Genomic DNA, 15,969 nt, shown 5'->3' with positions numbered 1-15,969 from the left:
CAGCTATCATCAACGCGATTTTTGCATAAAAAGCGATAATAGCTGTCACTAATAACAACTTATTGCCACACCTGAACATCATTTACTATGCAAGCCTGATCATACTGTTGCCAGTTTAAAAGCTCAGTTATAATCCCCCTTTAAAGCTACCTTTTTAGCCTCTAACTTGGATCACTACGATGAAAAAACTCTCTGCCGTGCAAATAAAACAACAGGCATTAGTCCTTAATGTTGCTGATAAAATAGAAGAACAAGGCCGCGCAGAAATACCCGGCATGCTGCAATGTTGGTTTGATGTGGAATACCACTTATTTCCGGGCTCACTGCTCATGTGCTTTCAGTTTGAGGATGAACAAGCGTTAGCGGCAGCAGAACCTGAGCTACTAAAATGGCAAAAACGTTTAAGTGGTGCAATGCTTAAAAAAGGCGTGATTTTAAAAGACATGCGCAAACATTTGGTATTTACCCTCAAAGGGCCCGATGATTAAAATGTAACAAATAAACAGTTATGGGAGAGTAAGCTCTAATGTACGACAACGCTCACGAATGCGTTTGATAATAACATCGTATATGTGATCAGGGAGCTGTGTGCGAAAGCCACCATCAATGACCTTAAGCACTTTAACTTTCAGCACTTGTAACTGTTTTTCTACCATAGATTTAGGCAGACCAATATTAACACCAAGTTGAACGAAATCCTCTTTAGTATAAAAGCCAAAGATATTATACGCGTCGCTAAAATCGCCTTCTTCCCCTTCTTCAATAGCAAGTACGCCAAAAGACATAAAACACGCTCTATCGAATACTGGATAAGGTGCCAAACTCAACATATCATACATGGGCGTAACTAAGTCCATAATGTTATTGTTTTTATTTGGCTTTCTTTGCATTGAAAAGTTCTTTAAATGCAAATCGTTGTTACCGACTATATGGCTAAATACAACGTGTAAAAACAGTTTTAGCGTAACGGCTTTGCTATTACCTGCGCAACGAGTCAACTTAATTAGCACGTTCTCGTAACTCAACGCATCGCTATCTTTGTGCTTTGGATGAACTTGGCACAACGATGCCCCATCTTCAATTAAGTAGCGCTGCTGCTTGTCGATTACATCAAAGCGTTTAGTTATATAAGCAAGCTCCCCAGACTCAAATGGAATGAGTCCGCAGTCAGCTACATCAAAGCCTATTTTTTTAGCCAATTGCATAATAAAAAATTCGTTTTCTGGTAAAAAAGGCGCAGCTTCAGGTGCTGGCTTAACAATGTATTGTCCACCTGATACTGTAGGTATAAGCTTATTACCTTCTAATTTCATAAGTAACTTACGCTGTACACCTGATATCGACTGCCCATTAGCATGATCAACTGCATAGTCATTAAAATTAGCGGGTGAGCCAACAATAGTTACTTCCCGCTGATTAAGCGTTTTAGAATCAGGAATGGGAACGTCTATCGACTGACGATCCGTTAAGTTTGATACTTTACCTGCAACAATAGCAACAGCACCAATTAACTCCTTGCCATTAGCGCACAGCAAACCAAATTCATCATTTTTATCTAGCCTAGATTTATCTGCTTGATGTTGACGCAGCCATCCCTCAGATAACAAATTAGTAAAAAATGGAGGAAGAATATCAAAGTAAAACGGCTCACTTCTTAGTGGAAAGTGATGCCCAATTGGCGCACCTTTTGTTAAATAATTTTCGTCATAAATAAAAGTGTACTCTTCTTTACCGGACAGACTTTCATCCCTATATTCAATCAGATCACCCGCTCTGATATTATTTATAAATACCGTTGCTCTGCGGTTAATTTCCATTACATCGTCCTACCAGTAATTGGTAATCCCCTAACACACTAAGGATAGACTCAATAGTTGAGCGCTTAGCTGAACCAGGACTGCTATATGCTTTATAGAGAGTCGCTTTGCTGATTGCGGCAAGTTCGCAAAAGATATCTACCGTGATGCTATTATCTTTACAATATTGATTAACGCGCGCTTTAATTTCAGACAAAGGAAAAGCTTCATCTAAGTTGGCATATGAAGACTCTAATCGTTCAACTTCTTGCAAAAGCATTAAAAGCTGTTGCTTTAGAGCGTATAAATTACTCACTATCTTCTAACCTTAAATTAATAGTTCATAAAAAAGAACTTAAACAAAATTAAGTTTACTATAGTGAACAAAAAAGCAATTATCAACAAAAAAGTACAACAAAGTAAACTTAAAAACAGGAAAGCACATTAAACAAAACTAAACATACTTTACCAATGTTAAAGTACGCAAATTAAAACTTAACCCCAGCAAAGTTCATTAAAATAAACTAAGAATAATAAATCAAGACTTTAAACCTGTACAAAGCACAGCCAGTTAAATGCCTTCAAGACCTTGTTGATTCACATGCTTAATTAACTCAGGGAAGAATGCTAAAAAAATAGCATCTAATTCAGTGTAATGACGGGTAATATCTTCCGCAGCGCCAGTAAAGGTGTTAGTAAAACGAATCCGCGCAGCAATATTATCAAGCGCCAATCCTACCCCTTCAACAGTTTCGTACTCTTTAAACCAATCGTTTTCTGTCATGCTGGTAACTACACGCTGCATTCGCGCTGGCATAACAGGTATACGTTTACCCAAAAGCCCATAACTGGTTTGCTTAAAATCAGTGAGTGGTTGATGATTAAAGGTGTGCCAATGCTTAATTAAGAAGTGATCAAATAGCACATCAACCGCCACCCCAGCAAAACGCTTCCGCTGTGATGAAAAATACTGTTTAGCCTCTTTTACGAGTAAGTGTGAATCCGTAAACTTGTCGACTAAGTAATGATTATCTAGCGCATTTTTAACGGTTGCGGGGATCTGTGTTAACTGCCGTTGGCCACCAAAATCTCCCAGTAAATTCCCAAAATGTGAGTCGGCAGTGGGTTTTGCTAAATAAAGATGAGCTAAATAATTCAAAGTATTCCTTGCTGCGGTTAATGCAAATAAAATCATAACGCAACTTTAGGCGAAATACTTAGAAAATAATCCTCGAATACCGACACTAATCTTGAGTTTAATTTTTTCCTGATGCCTATGTAACGTTTAAGCAAATATAAGGCATAACCTCGAAACCTATTTTAGCGAGATGGGGATGCTGCCACAGTATTTGATAAATCGATATTTGGATCAGTGATGCGGGCAAAAATAAGCCCGAGTTTATCGCGCGGAAATCGATTGCTAAGTTGTTGATACTGCCCTGCTATCAGCTGTTTATTTTTAAACTCTGCGACCACAAACGAGAATACGTAATAGCCCTCTTGACCCATTCGTAAATCACTCATAATCACTTTTTCGTCTTGTTGATACACGCCATAAAGCCCCTTAGTGAAGTTTTGCAGTAAAGTTATCTGCTTTGCACCACCAAGCTTCTCTAGCAGCGCGTTTTCGCTGGGGTAAAATTGCATATCAACGTTTGTAACGTCATCAAACACAGAGGCATAAATCTCATAATGCCCTTGATCGGTCACGGCTACCGCTCGCCAAAGCATGGTGTTAAAAGGGGTCGGCATACTTTCAAAGTGTTTAAATGTAATGTTCTGGTTATTTAGCGCCTGATGAATCTTCTCGCTGATATGCCATTTTGCCGCCAAGCCCCACGTTAAATAAAGCGAACTGATAATTAACGCGCAGGTATTTATGCGTTGGGCTTGACTCTTAGCACGCACAAAACAAAGCCCAATACACGAGACTATAAGTGGCAGAGTATAAGCGGGGTCAATTATAAATATACTCGAAATACCGAACGGGTATGTCGAAAGCGGCCACAGTAACTGTGTGCCATAAACAGTAAAACTATCAAGTAAGGCGTGGGTACTCAAAATCAAAAATATAGCAATACACCAGCGCGTTAACGACCCCCCTTTAGCCCAATTCATTTTAAGTAAAAGCCATGCAAACAAAGGGCTAATTAATAGTTGCACAAGAATAGAATGGCTAAAGCTACGGTGCTGAACAAAGTTCTCAACATTGCCACCAAAATTAATCAGCACATCTAAGTCAGGTAACGTACCAAACGCCGCGCCAACCAATAGCGATTTTCGGCCAAGCTTATTGCCTAATATTGAATAAGCAACGGCACTACCAAGCACAACCTGTGTGAGTGAATCCAATGAAAACCCCTTTGAAACTATGTAAGTACTAGCTAGATAGTACGGCCTCATTGTAACAGTCGATCGCTATGAGTGTTTAGTTTAGAACAAATTAGCAACTCAACATCAAGCTAAGTTTACCTACCCAATTACAATTGTATTTTACTAATTCAGTAAAGAGTCAGGCCTGATTTGCTATCACTGTTGCTGCATTTCTTCGCTATTGCATGAGTCATCCAACGCCTTGCCTAGCCTAGCTTTCAATTTAAATGCCACGTTTAATCCAGCGGATAGAGGCCACAATCACGTTATGACAACGACTTTTCTAAGTAAATCACAACAAGTCGCACTGCAACAAGCGCTTATCAGCAGTAAGCTGCTAAATAGTTACACAATAAATAGTGATAACACGCCCTCATCTGAGCAACAAGCATATAGCCATATCGCCGTCACGCTTTACCGCTTTAATTTACAAAAAATAAAATGGTCATCTTTTTTAAAAACAGCAATCAGCACAGCAACCGACGTATGCCAATGGATATCAAGCGAACTTGTCAGGTGCCAACAAGATTACCAAGCCCAACCTAATGACGCTTTAATGATTGAACAACATGCATTTTTTAGTGGTGTTTTTAGCGAAGAGCTCGCTTATATTGATGCCCTACTCGGGACTGAGGCGCAAGAAAATTAGTTTTTAGGGTCAGACAAAGTGCAACACTGACCCCATAAATTATCGCCACAGAATATTATTGCCCTTGGGCAAACTTTAACATTCGCGTTTGGTCTGTGAGCTCTATATCCATCAGCTCAAATGGCGCTTTGGCTGCTTTTGTTACAGAAAATGGCATCATAAATTGGTCTTGATTATCTATCTGCTTGGCAACTTCTACCGTAGCCAATTTTACCCGCTGTCCTTTAGTGCCCTTTCCAGTCAGTGTTGCGCGAATAGCGTAGCGGCCATAGTCAGTCACTTGTACCGGTACCTGTGCTTGGTATTGGTTGTTTCCTAAATACGCAATTTTGGCATTATCCATAGTGATGGTTTGCGAACTATGCACAAAAGGCATTTTTATAGAGCGCTTTACAATCTGCCCATTTATTTTCGTTTTAACATTTGCCTCAAGTTCATAATACCCTTTCGCTGCACCTATGGTTTCGAGCGGGTAAGTAAATACCGCCTCACCGTTTTCATAGCCTACATCGAGTTGCTCGCCATCAGGTGCCAATAACGTTAGTTGAACATCGTTATCTTTAAAGCGCTTTTGCCCCATGCTGAGCTGCATGGCCAAGCGTTGTTGGTGCTGTTTTAATTTAAACTGGCTTTTAGCATGCAAGGCATTACGCGAGCCTTTTTCAATGACGTGCACTAAATAGGTGTCATTGTCATTAAGAGCCTGGCTTGTTTTTAACATCGCCCTACCGTTAATTTGGCCTAACTTAAGCCCAACACTACCATCACTAAATCCCGCATTTTGCATTTGCTCACGCGCCGCTATGGCCTGCATTGGCAGCTGTTTAAAATTCGTATCGCGCACCGATAACTTATCTAATTGTAAACCATGAGGCTTAAACACTTCACCGCTGTCAAAGCGCGCTTTCGGCGCGATACGAATAAAGTTATCAGCTTGATTAACAAATACTGGCACACCGCGTTTTAACTCTTTTCCTGAAACATGCTGCCAATATTCTACACTGTCTTTTTCAAGCGTTTGCAGCTGCGAAACTGACGCAGACTGCACCTCGGGAAATTGATACACCGTTTGCTCATTCGCATTCGCCGCTGTGCTTACAAGCATCATCGCAGCAGCTATTTGGGTTAATTTTTTAATCATTGTTTGGCTCCTAAATTCGATTTTTAAGCATGTCTGGCAGACCAAAGCAGTTACGGCGACTTTGCTGGTGGCTTAAAGGTTCACTACCTTCAGTTCGTGATTTATCTGTAAACCACACCACACCTGCTAACGATTGAGAGCTGCAATTTAAAAAGCCATCTGAACAGCTGTCTAACCAATTTTGCGTGACTTCAAGTGCCACTTGATTTTGATATCCGCCGCAGTAGCTATCGTTGTCCCAAACGGCTGATTCAACGTCACTACCTACAACGGTTTCAAAAAGAGAGGGTAAACTTGGCCGATTCGGTGTGCCGTTGAGCCACTGCGCATTATACGATGCCATCCAAGACACCTGCTGCTGTTTCACCGCATCACTACCATAGCCAAGTAACCAGCCCAAGCTTTGCTCAAAGGAATTCCCAGCAACCACCGCATCAGCAAGCGGCGTACCACCACTAGAAGGAGCCAGTGCAATTGTGCGCGTCACTTTATTAATAATATTAGGAAAACGGCCATCCCATGTTGGGTTAGACAAAATCCAACGCACAACATTGCCGCCGTTAGAATGCGTGATCAGTGTTAACTCAGTAATATTTTTATTGTTGATAAATGTAGTGAGTTGATCAGCTAAGCAACCAACAGCGCCGTCAGCCCACATGTATTGCTCAAAATCACAATTAATAACCGTGTAGTTATTGGTGTTAGGTAGACCTTGGCGCACCGTATCAACAAAGCTGCCCGTCCAATAATCATTATATGCATCACTTTGCTGGCCAGTGCCATGTACAAATGCGACTCCTTGCGCAGCAAAAGCGCCTTGACTCAAGCCCGCCGCCAGCGCTAAAGCCGACATCAATGAGCGTGTTTTTATTTTCATGCGTGTTCCTGTTCTTTGTGTTTATATCTATCAGATTAGAGGTGTGACCTCCGATCAGAAAATAGACCAAAAAGGAACGAACGCAAGAAAACACATACATAAAATTAACTTTTGTGTGCTTTTTCACTACAAATTATTAGTTTTGTGATCAAATTAAATGAAAGAGTCGCGGCTAAAGCCGCCTTTTACAGAAAGTCTTGAGAAGGAGTTTTGTGGCAGCCACTCTTTGACTGCTGCCGCCAACGCAACAAAGCCTTGATGAAGGTTTTCTTTTCTGTATAGCAAAGCGTCTCTGAGTCTTCGGTGTTGATATTCGCTTCTAGGGTTAGCCTGTAATCTCAACCAAACTCCGTTGGGTTTCGTTGAACCCTACCCAACAGAATCACTCGCGCCAGCAAGCTTAGCGCCTACGATAATAACTTTAACCCAATTATTAAATCCATTCGCTGATTAAGTACCACCTACAAATTCAGTAATTATTTTTAAAAACCTAACACTTCCCACTTGCATTTACCTAAAAAGTGAACTTAATTTTAAAAGTACTGGACTTCAATTAAAAGGAATTTGCAATGACTAAACTCATCATTATTGCTTGCTTACTTTTTTGTTCGCACGCTTACGCGACAAATATTTTTCAGCTTAACTCAAAATCAAAAAATACAGATTTAACTGATATTCAACCAAACCACCCACAATGGAATGCCAGCTCAGTCTATGTCGCCGGTGATGTTGTGACTCACAACAACAGCTTATTTATTGCCGCTTTTTGGGTTAAAGGCATTGAACCAATAGAAAACCAGCCGCATTGGGATGGCTGGATCTGGCTGCAAAATACCGTGATAGAAAAATGGCAAGCAAACAAAGTGTATCAAGGTGGCAGCCTTGTAAAACACGGTACTGACTACTTCCTTGCCCGCTATTGGAATGAGAATAACGAACCAAAACCCCACAGTAGTTGGCAAAAAATTAAAGATTTATTTTACCTAACCCCAGAGCTACCACCGGAACACCCTGACGACTATAAAACGTTAGACGGGGTTGATCAAAATGATAACGGTATTCGTGATGATTATGAGCGCTATGTGTATGAAAAGTTTGATTCTCCGCAGCTCATCACCTTTAGTTTAGGCGCCGCTTCAACATTGCAACTCGTTATTGACATTGAACAAGGTCGTATACCAAATTTAGATGCAGAGATCGGTAAACTGGTTATTTTAGATATTATGAATATCAATTACTGCACACGGCAATTACAAAATGAACATCCTGCTTTTCGTAATCCTAAATCACTGTATTTCAATACAATTGATCGAGCTTATACGAACCGGAAAAGTCAAAATAAAATAGCAGATATTTTACGTTTTGAACCTGGTTTCCACTGGTTGGCTGATCAACATTGTGAAGCATTAATAGGGGCTAAAAAATGAAAATATACATTTTAATTATGGCCTTAATTTTTTCATACTCTGCATTTGCTAACTTACAAACTCTTGATAGACACTGTAGTAAGCAAGTTGATTATGTACGCTTTTTCCATGTAAATGGAATGCTCACAAGTTATGATGAATTTGAATCAAATCTTGCTTGGATCGATAATTTTCATGCTGTTTGGTTAGGTAAGTACTACCGAGGAGCTAAAGCAGATGGTAACTATAATAATAATGAGGTTATATATGAGCAAATTTATGAAGTTGCTCAACAAAAATATAGCGACCTATCTATATTTTCACCGAAATATAGAATCATTACCGCCATACTCAATGGTACTGTTTCTGTCTTAAATAAAAAAGATTTAATGATTTTACAAGAAGTTATCTTAGAGTCTGTAATTGATGCAAATTACAGTATCATAAACGAAACTGATTATAACAATGCTTACCAAAAACTAAATTTTCATATGAATTCATGCAATAGAATTATTTTACTGGGTCACTCCCAAGGTAATTTTTATACTAATGTTTTATTCGAAGAAATAATTGATAACTACATTTACAGTGACGGTTATTCTACTGCAGATTATCCAATGATCAGCCTTTCTGCAATCGCTCCCCCAACAAGTTCATTACCCAAAGATGAGTATAAAGCTCTAGTTTCATATCTCACTTTAGATGATGACAGTGTCATTGATATAGTAAGAATATTATTTGGAAGTCTACCACCTAATTTTTCTGCTAAATCATACTTTGACGACTCACATCATGGTTTAATAGATTCATACCTTAGAAGTAATCCTGTTGCGAATAAAATTAGTGAAAAAATTGAGTTTTCTATACAAAACCAAACTCCCTTTCCGTTATTTGAACAACATCCAGTAAAATCTGATGCTTTTTCACACATCGGCTATTCAAAAATAAGTAAAATTCTTGACCTCAAATTTGAATCTGGTGGTGTTTATCGTTATTACAATATACCAATCTTATTATGGGATGAGCTGTATTACTCAACATCAATGGGGAAGTTTTTTAATGATAATATTCGTGGTCAATATCCTGTTGATAGGTTAGACATTGAAAGTATGACTTACCTAAAAATGACAACCATTGAACCTTTTGCAAAAGTTGAAAATAACTAAATATTGGACTAAAAATAAAAAGGTGAGCCACTACGGCTCACCTTTATCAACAATTATAGTTTTTGGAATAGCGATTGGATTCCCAAACTATAATAACTTTGATCATCAAATGTGGTTGTTGAATATAGTTTGCAACTGCCACATATTATAACTCAATAAGTTAAGTTGGGCTTTTTTCAAATAAAAAATGCAACTATAGCGTTAATCTATTTCTCTTCCTCGAACTCGTTCTGAATAAAGTTTGCAACTAACATTCGATAACTTATGAATACAACAAGATTTATAGTTGAGCGTACTGCATATTATGATTACCCATTAAATTGTACAAACCTTTCAAATTACCTTCTGACTCTGGGTCATCCCAACCTCTTAGCCACCTTATTTTTATACCCAAATACTGCGCCCAAGCTACAGCTTTTTTCATTTCTTTATATTTACCATTTTTAGCACATGATTCAATGTACTGGTTAACAAGTAGATACTGATTACGACCTGCACTATATTTTGCCTGATTAAAGGCTTTCTCATAGTAACCATATGACTTATCGAATGACTTATGAGTATAAAAGTAATTGGCATAACCCCAATTTACTAACCAACTTAAAACATCATCAAGCCCAGCTTTCCTCAACCGATTGTGATAATTATCAATGTCGCCCAAAGATGTAGGGCTCTTCTTTAATTTAAGGCCTTCATAAAATAGCTCAGGAAACTCTGATGGCATTCCTTTTACACTAGGTGTCATTCCTAGCAGAGTTAACACACCATGACCAGCAAATGTCCCAACATGAGCAATTACCAATTTTGATTTTTCTAATTCAGTTAAATTCGAAAAAGATTCATCATTTATGTAACCCTGTAATAACCTAGACCCGTGTACAGTAGATATTGCAAACTGTTCCCAATATTCGGATATTTCATAAAAATAAAGTTGATTAACATCAACTTCACTCATTGAGCCTATGGATTTCTCTACAGTCTTTAAGTGTTTTTCTAGCCTTAGATTGATACGTGATAATCTACTCGACTGGCCTTGAACATGCTTTAAGCATTCGATCAAAAACTCACGCCCAAAGTTACGTTCTAGTTCTCTGAAACAATAAGCAGATACTCGCCCAATAAACAAAATTAGCTTTAATCGCTGTTTTTCTGATGCGCTTACTATTCGTCTAGCAGAGTCATTTGATGTCGAGTCCAACAACGTTAGCGAATATTCCAAATTATCAAATAGCGAACTAATGGTCGGGATTTGATCGGTAGTACTCCAGTGTTGGGCATTTTCTAAATTCTGACTTGCTCTGTAGTCTTCCAAGCTCTTATCTGGGTAGTGAAATGATGATTGGCTAATAGACAAAGAGTCATAAATGAGTTGCCAGGCATTCCTTAGTGGCCAACTGATTTTCTGTCCTTCAATATTAGGCAAAGCCCAGATTCTTAAGTCCGGTAGGCTCAGTTTCGATGCTGGTACATTTAGTCTTAAATAGTTCTTATAGAAAGAAAGCAAAACTCGATCTAAGACATACTGTTTTATAAACCACTTAGTCGAGTTTGTCTTATCAAGATAAGTACCATCATCACCCAAAACACCTTTGTATGTAGCGAGTAGAACTTCAACGGCTTCCAATACCATACAAACAATTCTCTCTTCGCCTAAGGCCTTTTCCAACAGGTGCTTAAGTGAATCAAGTAATTCGTCGAGCTTACCATCAATTTTCGAGCTTTCGTCAGCCAAACGTTTTAACTTAGTTTGCAGCTTTTTCTTGTTACTCTCGCTCAAGAATGAATTACTTCTATCCTTTTGTGCCAGAAGCCCAGTAATATTAAAAATCTCACGAACGAGCTCACCGATAGTCGGGAATGTAGCTTTATTATTTTCCATTTAAATAAAGGGCCTCAAGGGCCCATTCCTTATTATTTTTTGCCACTTTTAGGAGCAGCATTACCTCTATCTCCACCTGATTTATTGCCTGTAGTAGATGGCCAGTTACCACCAGGGCCTGGATGACTAGAAGCGGGTTTTGATGAATTAGATTTTGCCATAATAATATCCTCAATAGTTAATTAGTAATAAAGAACCAACAGCTCTGCCATTGCTTCAAGTAAAACTATAACTTTGCTATTTAATTCTGACTTCAGGCATTTTGGAAACAAAAAAGCCAATTGAGATCAATTGCTAATTCCTCAATTTTCTCATACTATCAATTTGTTCACATGCAGAGTTAAACATGGCCGATGATATTTTGACCATTCAAGAGGTCGCTTCGTACTTAAAGCTAAATGAAAAGACAGCATACCGTCTTGCAAGTGAAGGAAAATTACCCGGCTTTAAGGTGGGTGGAAGTTGGCGCTTTAAACGCGTAGATTTAGAGCAATGGATTGAAGAACAAAAACTTATCACGACAATAAATAAGGATATTTAATGGCAATTAGCTCTTTTCAATATGATTTAATGCAGCTAATCTCGCAGCAAAGCATTGCACCAAAAAGTGCGGAATTAGTGTTTAGTGAGCACTATGCACTCTGGCAATCACTCGGCTTTAGTCAAACGCAAGTCGCGCTTTGGCTTGCGTCATTATCCCAAAAAAATCAGCAAAATGAATTGTCATCGGCCTATCAGATAACCCCTGATATTGCAGCGCATTTAGTGTCACTTCTGCAACAAGCCGGTGGTCGCATGCCGTTGGCACAGGTTTTAAAAAAGCTGCCAGCAGGTATCACCACAAGCGAACAACAAATACGCAAACTGGCGCATCAACACCCACAATTAGACATTAAAGGGCCCTTGCTGATTTTACTGAATTAGCGCGTTGGTGAATTGGCAGGTTTAGTCACCCGCAACCAACCCAAAGGCATCGTTGAACGACTTAATAAAAGAATGAAATAAACATCATGGCAAAAGAAGCAAAAGCAAAAAAAACAGACCCAAAGCAGCAGCTTGAACAGCTCTTTAATCAGCTTGTAAAGCAGCACACCGAGTTCACCCAGCCTTTGGTTGAACTACCCGAGCATGAACTGGCCAAGGCAGGTCTTATTCAAGGTTTGGTTGAAGGGAATTTAACTCCTACCGTAATGCTAGTGGCTTTAAATTCAGACAATTGGGAGTATGCTTCTGACTTTGCAAAATTAGAGCTCTTAGTCATCGAATTGCTAGGAGATACTGACGTAGAGCTATGGCCAATATTCGCAGCACTTACCGATGGTCAAAAAACTCAATATGTACGCTTGTTTAGCTCACAAGGAACTATTGCTGTTGACAAACTCCCCACTTTAAATGAACTGAAAGAATACAAAACCATTGAAAGGGATCAAACTTTCAGATGGTCAATGAAGACATATACCGACTTGATGAAAAAGCTAAATTTCTGGCATGAGTCTGTATTCAGATTTACCAGAGATAATGTGGATGACAAAAACGCTATCATTGAAGAAGTAGCCAAACTACTTTTCCTAGAAAGTTTCCGAGTTCATCATGATGAAAGTATGACTTTCAAGTCAAAGAGCGGAAATGAATACGTGCTCAGTGAAGTCTTTACTTGGCAATATGTTGAACAGCATGGCGCACAAGCGGTTGAATTAATACGTGACGCTTTCGAAACACTAAAAAGTCATGAAGACTATATTGTTGTCACAGATGATGGCACTAAAAATCCGATCTTTTCAGAACGAGTACACATAAACCTAAATCGGCCAGAAAACTTTATTTCGCTACTAAAAGCAATTCAAGACCTCGGTCCGGTAACCGATAATCGCGGTAATATTGTTCATGCGCAGGGGAATTTGGGTCATGTTTCCGGTGACTTGTTAGGCCGTGTGTTTGATGTTTTTTTACGCGCAAATTTCGACTCAAAGGGTGGGAATGGTGTTTACCTCACCCCCAATCCAGTTAAGCAGGCGATGGTTGAAATAGCGCTACATGATATCGCATCCGACAGCACAGAGTTAGCTCGTTTATCTAATGGCGATTTCCGTTTCTGTGATCCTACTTGCGGATCTTTTGGCTTTGGCTCTGTGGTATTAAGTCAATTGCAAAAACTCATTGATAATGAAATAGGCATGCCGGATGTTGATAAAGAAAAGTTAAAGGAAAAATTAAAAAATCATGGTTTTACTGGAGCAGATTCGACACCTCGAATGGTGATGCTGGCAAGAGTAAATATGGCTTTGCAAGGCGCGCCAAAAGCTCAGATCTTCCAAACCCAAGATTCATTAGTTACGCAAGCACTCCAGCCAAATAGCTTTGATTTAATCTGCACCAACCCCCCTTTTGGCTCCCCAAGTTTTGGTAAAAATGAGCAAGAATCCAAAAAAGACTATGAACGCCATATGGAACAAGTGCTGGGTGGCTTTCGCCCAGCGGAAAAAGTGGTCGAAAGCTACAACGCTTACTACGACCACCTAAAAATGAAGTGGGACGATACCGGCGATTTATACCTAAACGACGACGGCACGCCCAAATGGGCCGGTTACCGCACCGATTTACGTAAAACTGGTGGCAGTGATAAAAACCCTGTTTACAGCTTACATCCCAGCACTTCAGGCCTAGCGCTTGGCAGCAAACCCGATGGCAAAGGCAATTGGAAACAAGTCGGCGCCACCATTGACCCCGCAGTGCTGTTTATCGACCGCTGCCTGCAACTGCTCAAACCCGGAGGCCGCTTAATGATTGTTTTGCCCGATGGCATTTTGTGTAACTCAGGCGATAGGTATGTGCGCGAGTACATTATGGGCAAAAAAGACGAACAAACCGGCGAGTTTGTGGGCGGTAAAGCCATCGTCAAAGCGGTGATCTCATTACCGAGCGACTGCTTTAAGCTCTCTGGCACTGGCGCCAAAACCTCGATTTTGTATTTGCAAAAGCGCCACGCTAACCCTAATCAGCCCGAGCAGTTTTTACCCGAGCCACAAACCGAGGTGTTTATGGCGGTGGCCGAAACCTTAGGTTATGTGGTGAAAAACAATATCGAAGACTATAACGCCGGTGTCGCTAACGATCTGGATAAGATCGTCTCGGCTTATAAGCGGGGTGAGTGATGTTTGTTGAACGAATTTCTGCCAGTTTGATTGGTTCAAGAATAGACGCTAGCTTTTATGATCCTATTTACTTAGAAGCTGAAAATTCTATTAAGAAGCATAACCACGCTCAGTTATCAAAAGTAACAAATTTCATCAAAAAAGGTGTTTTTGATATGCCATCACATTTGTATGGCGATGCCGGAATACCGTTTTTACGTATATCAGACTTTGATGGTTTAACAGTTGACATTGAAAACGCAATAAAGATTCCCCTATGGAAACATGAGGAGGAATATAAGACTAAACTCATCGGCGGTGACATCGTCATTTCTAAGGTTGGAACAACTGGCGAGATAGCGAAGGTACCAGCAGGCTGCGAAGTTAACGTTAGTCAAAACCTAATTGCAGTATCGATTAATCATGAAAAGATCGATGGCGACTATCTGGTTGCAATACTCAAAAGTAAACAACTTAATAAAGCGATTGAACGTCATGTGACTACGATCGTTCAAGGTAAACTCACCCTAGATATTATCCGAGAACTGGAAATTCCTTTATTTGTTCCTCTCACCCAAAAATACATCGGGAATAAAGTTCGCCAAGCCGAGCAACTGCGCGCTTGGGCTAAGCGGTTGGAAGTCAAATTAGCGTTCTTTGAAAACCAAATTCCGACCTCAAAGCCCGTGATAGGGGAAGCTAAGCACTCAAAAGCGACCTTAGAATTTTTGACGGAAAATAGATTAGATGCGCGTTACTATGCAAAGAAGCATCTTGATCTTTATGCTCAATTCAATAATGAATTTGAAAGCTTTGGGAGTATCTGCTCGGGTTTTAAATACGGCGCATCTATAGCTGCAAACTACGTAAACTCTGAGGGCTTACCTTTTATTCGTGGTAACGCTCTATCACCTAACAGAATTAATCAAGACGATATAGTTTATCTGAGTAAGTCCTTAAAAGATGAACTTAAAACTGCTTATGTTGAAGAAGGCGATATTCTAATCACGCGAAGTGGTACAGTCGGCGTAACAACTTATGTAGCTGCTGAACATGCAAAATATTGGTATGGGTCTTTCATTATTAAATGCAAACTAGCAACAAAATCGTATCTACCTGCTTACGTTAGTTGGTACTTAAATTCTTGGGTGGGCCAGCAACAATTTCGACGATTAGAAAATGGTGCTGTGCAGCTAAATATAAATACCGAGGAATTAAGTTCAATTGCTATATGGAAAGCGCCGCAAGAGTTTCAAACAGAGATTGATAAATTACTGATAGAGCAAATAAGTGCCGTAAATCTATCAAAGTCACTCACAAGCGCCGCCAAAACCCTCGTCGAATCCCTAATTGAAGGCCAATTGACAGAGCAACAACTGATCCAAGCCCAACAAGCTTTGGATGATTGTGACAACAGTTTAGATCAAGCGATTTTAAGTAAGCTTAGCAGTGAAGGTTACGCCGTTGACGGTGCCACTCCGCTGTTTAGCGATATCGATGAGCTGTACCGTTTGCTGGAAAGCGCTGCTCAAGCCGAGGCTGAGGAGTAAC

General features: G+C 39.7%; 16 protein-coding genes. 8 read left to right on the top strand and 8 right to left on the bottom strand.

What is annotated here, in order from left to right:
* The first annotated feature begins 179 nt into the window (after nucleotides 1–179).
* Nucleotides 180–488, top strand: coding sequence for a hypothetical protein (locus A7968_RS06270; protein ID WP_064665715.1), 309 nt, complete (start codon nucleotides 180–182; stop codon nucleotides 486–488).
* Nucleotides 489–506: 18 nt separating this feature from the next.
* Here the strand turns inward: A7968_RS06270 and A7968_RS06265 are convergent, their stop codons facing one another.
* The 4 genes from A7968_RS06265 to A7968_RS06250 form a co-directional block, all read right to left on the bottom strand.
* Nucleotides 507–1,817 (bottom strand): type II toxin-antitoxin system HipA family toxin, encoded by a 1,311-nt coding sequence (locus tag A7968_RS06265; RefSeq protein WP_064665714.1) that lies wholly within the window; start codon nucleotides 1,815–1,817, stop codon nucleotides 507–509.
* Complete coding sequence (locus A7968_RS06260) at nucleotides 1,807–2,112, bottom strand: hypothetical protein (protein ID WP_064665713.1); 306 nt, start codon at nucleotides 2,110–2,112, stop codon at nucleotides 1,807–1,809. Before A7968_RS06260 ends, A7968_RS06265 begins: the two co-directional genes overlap by 11 nt.
* 255 nt (nucleotides 2,113–2,367) lie before the next feature.
* Entirely contained in the window at nucleotides 2,368–2,955 is a 588-nt protein-coding gene (locus tag A7968_RS06255; RefSeq protein WP_064665925.1) for an acyl carrier protein phosphodiesterase, read from the bottom strand.
* Between the two features lie 161 nt (nucleotides 2,956–3,116).
* Nucleotides 3,117–4,148, bottom strand: coding sequence for a metal-dependent hydrolase (locus tag A7968_RS06250; protein WP_064665712.1), 1,032 nt, complete (start codon nucleotides 4,146–4,148; stop codon nucleotides 3,117–3,119).
* A 289-nt stretch (nucleotides 4,149–4,437) separates the two neighbouring features.
* Between A7968_RS06250 and A7968_RS06245 the strand changes: the two genes are divergently transcribed.
* Nucleotides 4,438–4,818: a hypothetical protein gene (locus A7968_RS06245; protein ID WP_064665711.1), complete on the top strand. Its 381-nt coding sequence runs from the start codon at nucleotides 4,438–4,440 to the stop codon at nucleotides 4,816–4,818.
* Nucleotides 4,819–4,873: 55 nt separating this feature from the next.
* On the opposite strand, the gene A7968_RS06240 is transcribed toward A7968_RS06245, so the two are convergent.
* Together A7968_RS06240 and A7968_RS06235 are read right to left on the bottom strand one after the other, a co-directional pair.
* Complete coding sequence (locus A7968_RS06240) at nucleotides 4,874–5,959, bottom strand: DUF4785 domain-containing protein (protein ID WP_064665710.1); 1,086 nt, start codon at nucleotides 5,957–5,959, stop codon at nucleotides 4,874–4,876.
* Between the two features lie 10 nt (nucleotides 5,960–5,969).
* Nucleotides 5,970–6,830 carry a lipase family protein gene (locus tag A7968_RS06235; protein WP_371850144.1) on the bottom strand — a complete coding sequence of 287 codons (861 nt, stop codon included), beginning with the start codon at nucleotides 6,828–6,830 and terminating at the stop codon, nucleotides 5,970–5,972.
* 575 nt (nucleotides 6,831–7,405) lie between these two features.
* Between A7968_RS06235 and A7968_RS06230 the strand changes: the two genes are divergently transcribed.
* Both A7968_RS06230 and A7968_RS06225 read left to right on the top strand, forming a co-directional pair.
* Nucleotides 7,406–8,263: a carbohydrate-binding protein gene (locus A7968_RS06230; RefSeq protein WP_064665708.1), complete on the top strand. Its 858-nt coding sequence runs from the start codon at nucleotides 7,406–7,408 to the stop codon at nucleotides 8,261–8,263.
* Entirely contained in the window at nucleotides 8,260–9,408 is a 1,149-nt protein-coding gene (locus A7968_RS06225) for a KTSC domain-containing protein (RefSeq protein ID WP_064665707.1), read from the top strand. Before A7968_RS06230 ends, A7968_RS06225 begins: the two co-directional genes overlap by 4 nt.
* Before the next feature lie 280 nt (nucleotides 9,409–9,688).
* Here the strand turns inward: A7968_RS06225 and A7968_RS06220 are convergent, their stop codons facing one another.
* A complete protein-coding gene (locus A7968_RS06220; protein ID WP_064665706.1) occupies nucleotides 9,689–11,287 on the bottom strand; it encodes a hypothetical protein in 1,599 nt (532 codons plus the stop codon).
* Nucleotides 11,288–11,319: 32 nt separating this feature from the next.
* Nucleotides 11,320–11,448 (bottom strand): hypothetical protein, encoded by a 129-nt coding sequence (locus A7968_RS23700; protein WP_016898921.1) that lies wholly within the window; start codon nucleotides 11,446–11,448, stop codon nucleotides 11,320–11,322.
* Nucleotides 11,449–11,633: 185 nt separating this feature from the next.
* Here A7968_RS23700 and mads1 point away from each other — a divergent pair, with 185 nt between their 5' ends.
* The 4 genes from mads1 (at nucleotide 11,634) to A7968_RS06200 (ending at nucleotide 15,968) form a co-directional block, all read left to right on the top strand.
* Nucleotides 11,634–11,828 (top strand): methylation-associated defense system helix-turn-helix domain-containing protein MAD1, encoded by a 195-nt coding sequence (gene mads1 / locus A7968_RS06215; protein WP_064665705.1) that lies wholly within the window; start codon nucleotides 11,634–11,636, stop codon nucleotides 11,826–11,828.
* Nucleotides 11,828–12,211 (top strand): hypothetical protein, encoded by a 384-nt coding sequence (locus A7968_RS06210; RefSeq protein WP_064665704.1) that lies wholly within the window; start codon nucleotides 11,828–11,830, stop codon nucleotides 12,209–12,211. Before mads1 ends, A7968_RS06210 begins: the two co-directional genes overlap by 1 nt.
* Before the next feature lie 86 nt (nucleotides 12,212–12,297).
* A complete protein-coding gene (locus A7968_RS06205; RefSeq protein WP_064665703.1) occupies nucleotides 12,298–14,439 on the top strand; it encodes an HsdM family class I SAM-dependent methyltransferase in 2,142 nt (713 codons plus the stop codon).
* On the top strand, nucleotides 14,439–15,968 hold the full coding sequence (locus A7968_RS06200) for a restriction endonuclease subunit S (RefSeq protein ID WP_064665702.1): 1,530 nt from the start codon (nucleotides 14,439–14,441) through the stop codon (nucleotides 15,966–15,968). Before A7968_RS06205 ends, A7968_RS06200 begins: the two co-directional genes overlap by 1 nt.
* Nucleotide 15,969: the final 1 nt, after the last annotated feature.

Origin of the sequence: Pseudoalteromonas prydzensis (assembly GCF_001661495.1) — a bacterium.
Lineage (GTDB): Bacteria > Pseudomonadota > Gammaproteobacteria > Enterobacterales > Alteromonadaceae > Pseudoalteromonas > Pseudoalteromonas prydzensis.
The sequence above is the reverse complement of the archived record's forward strand: the minus strand, read 5'-3'. Positions and strand labels throughout refer to the sequence as shown.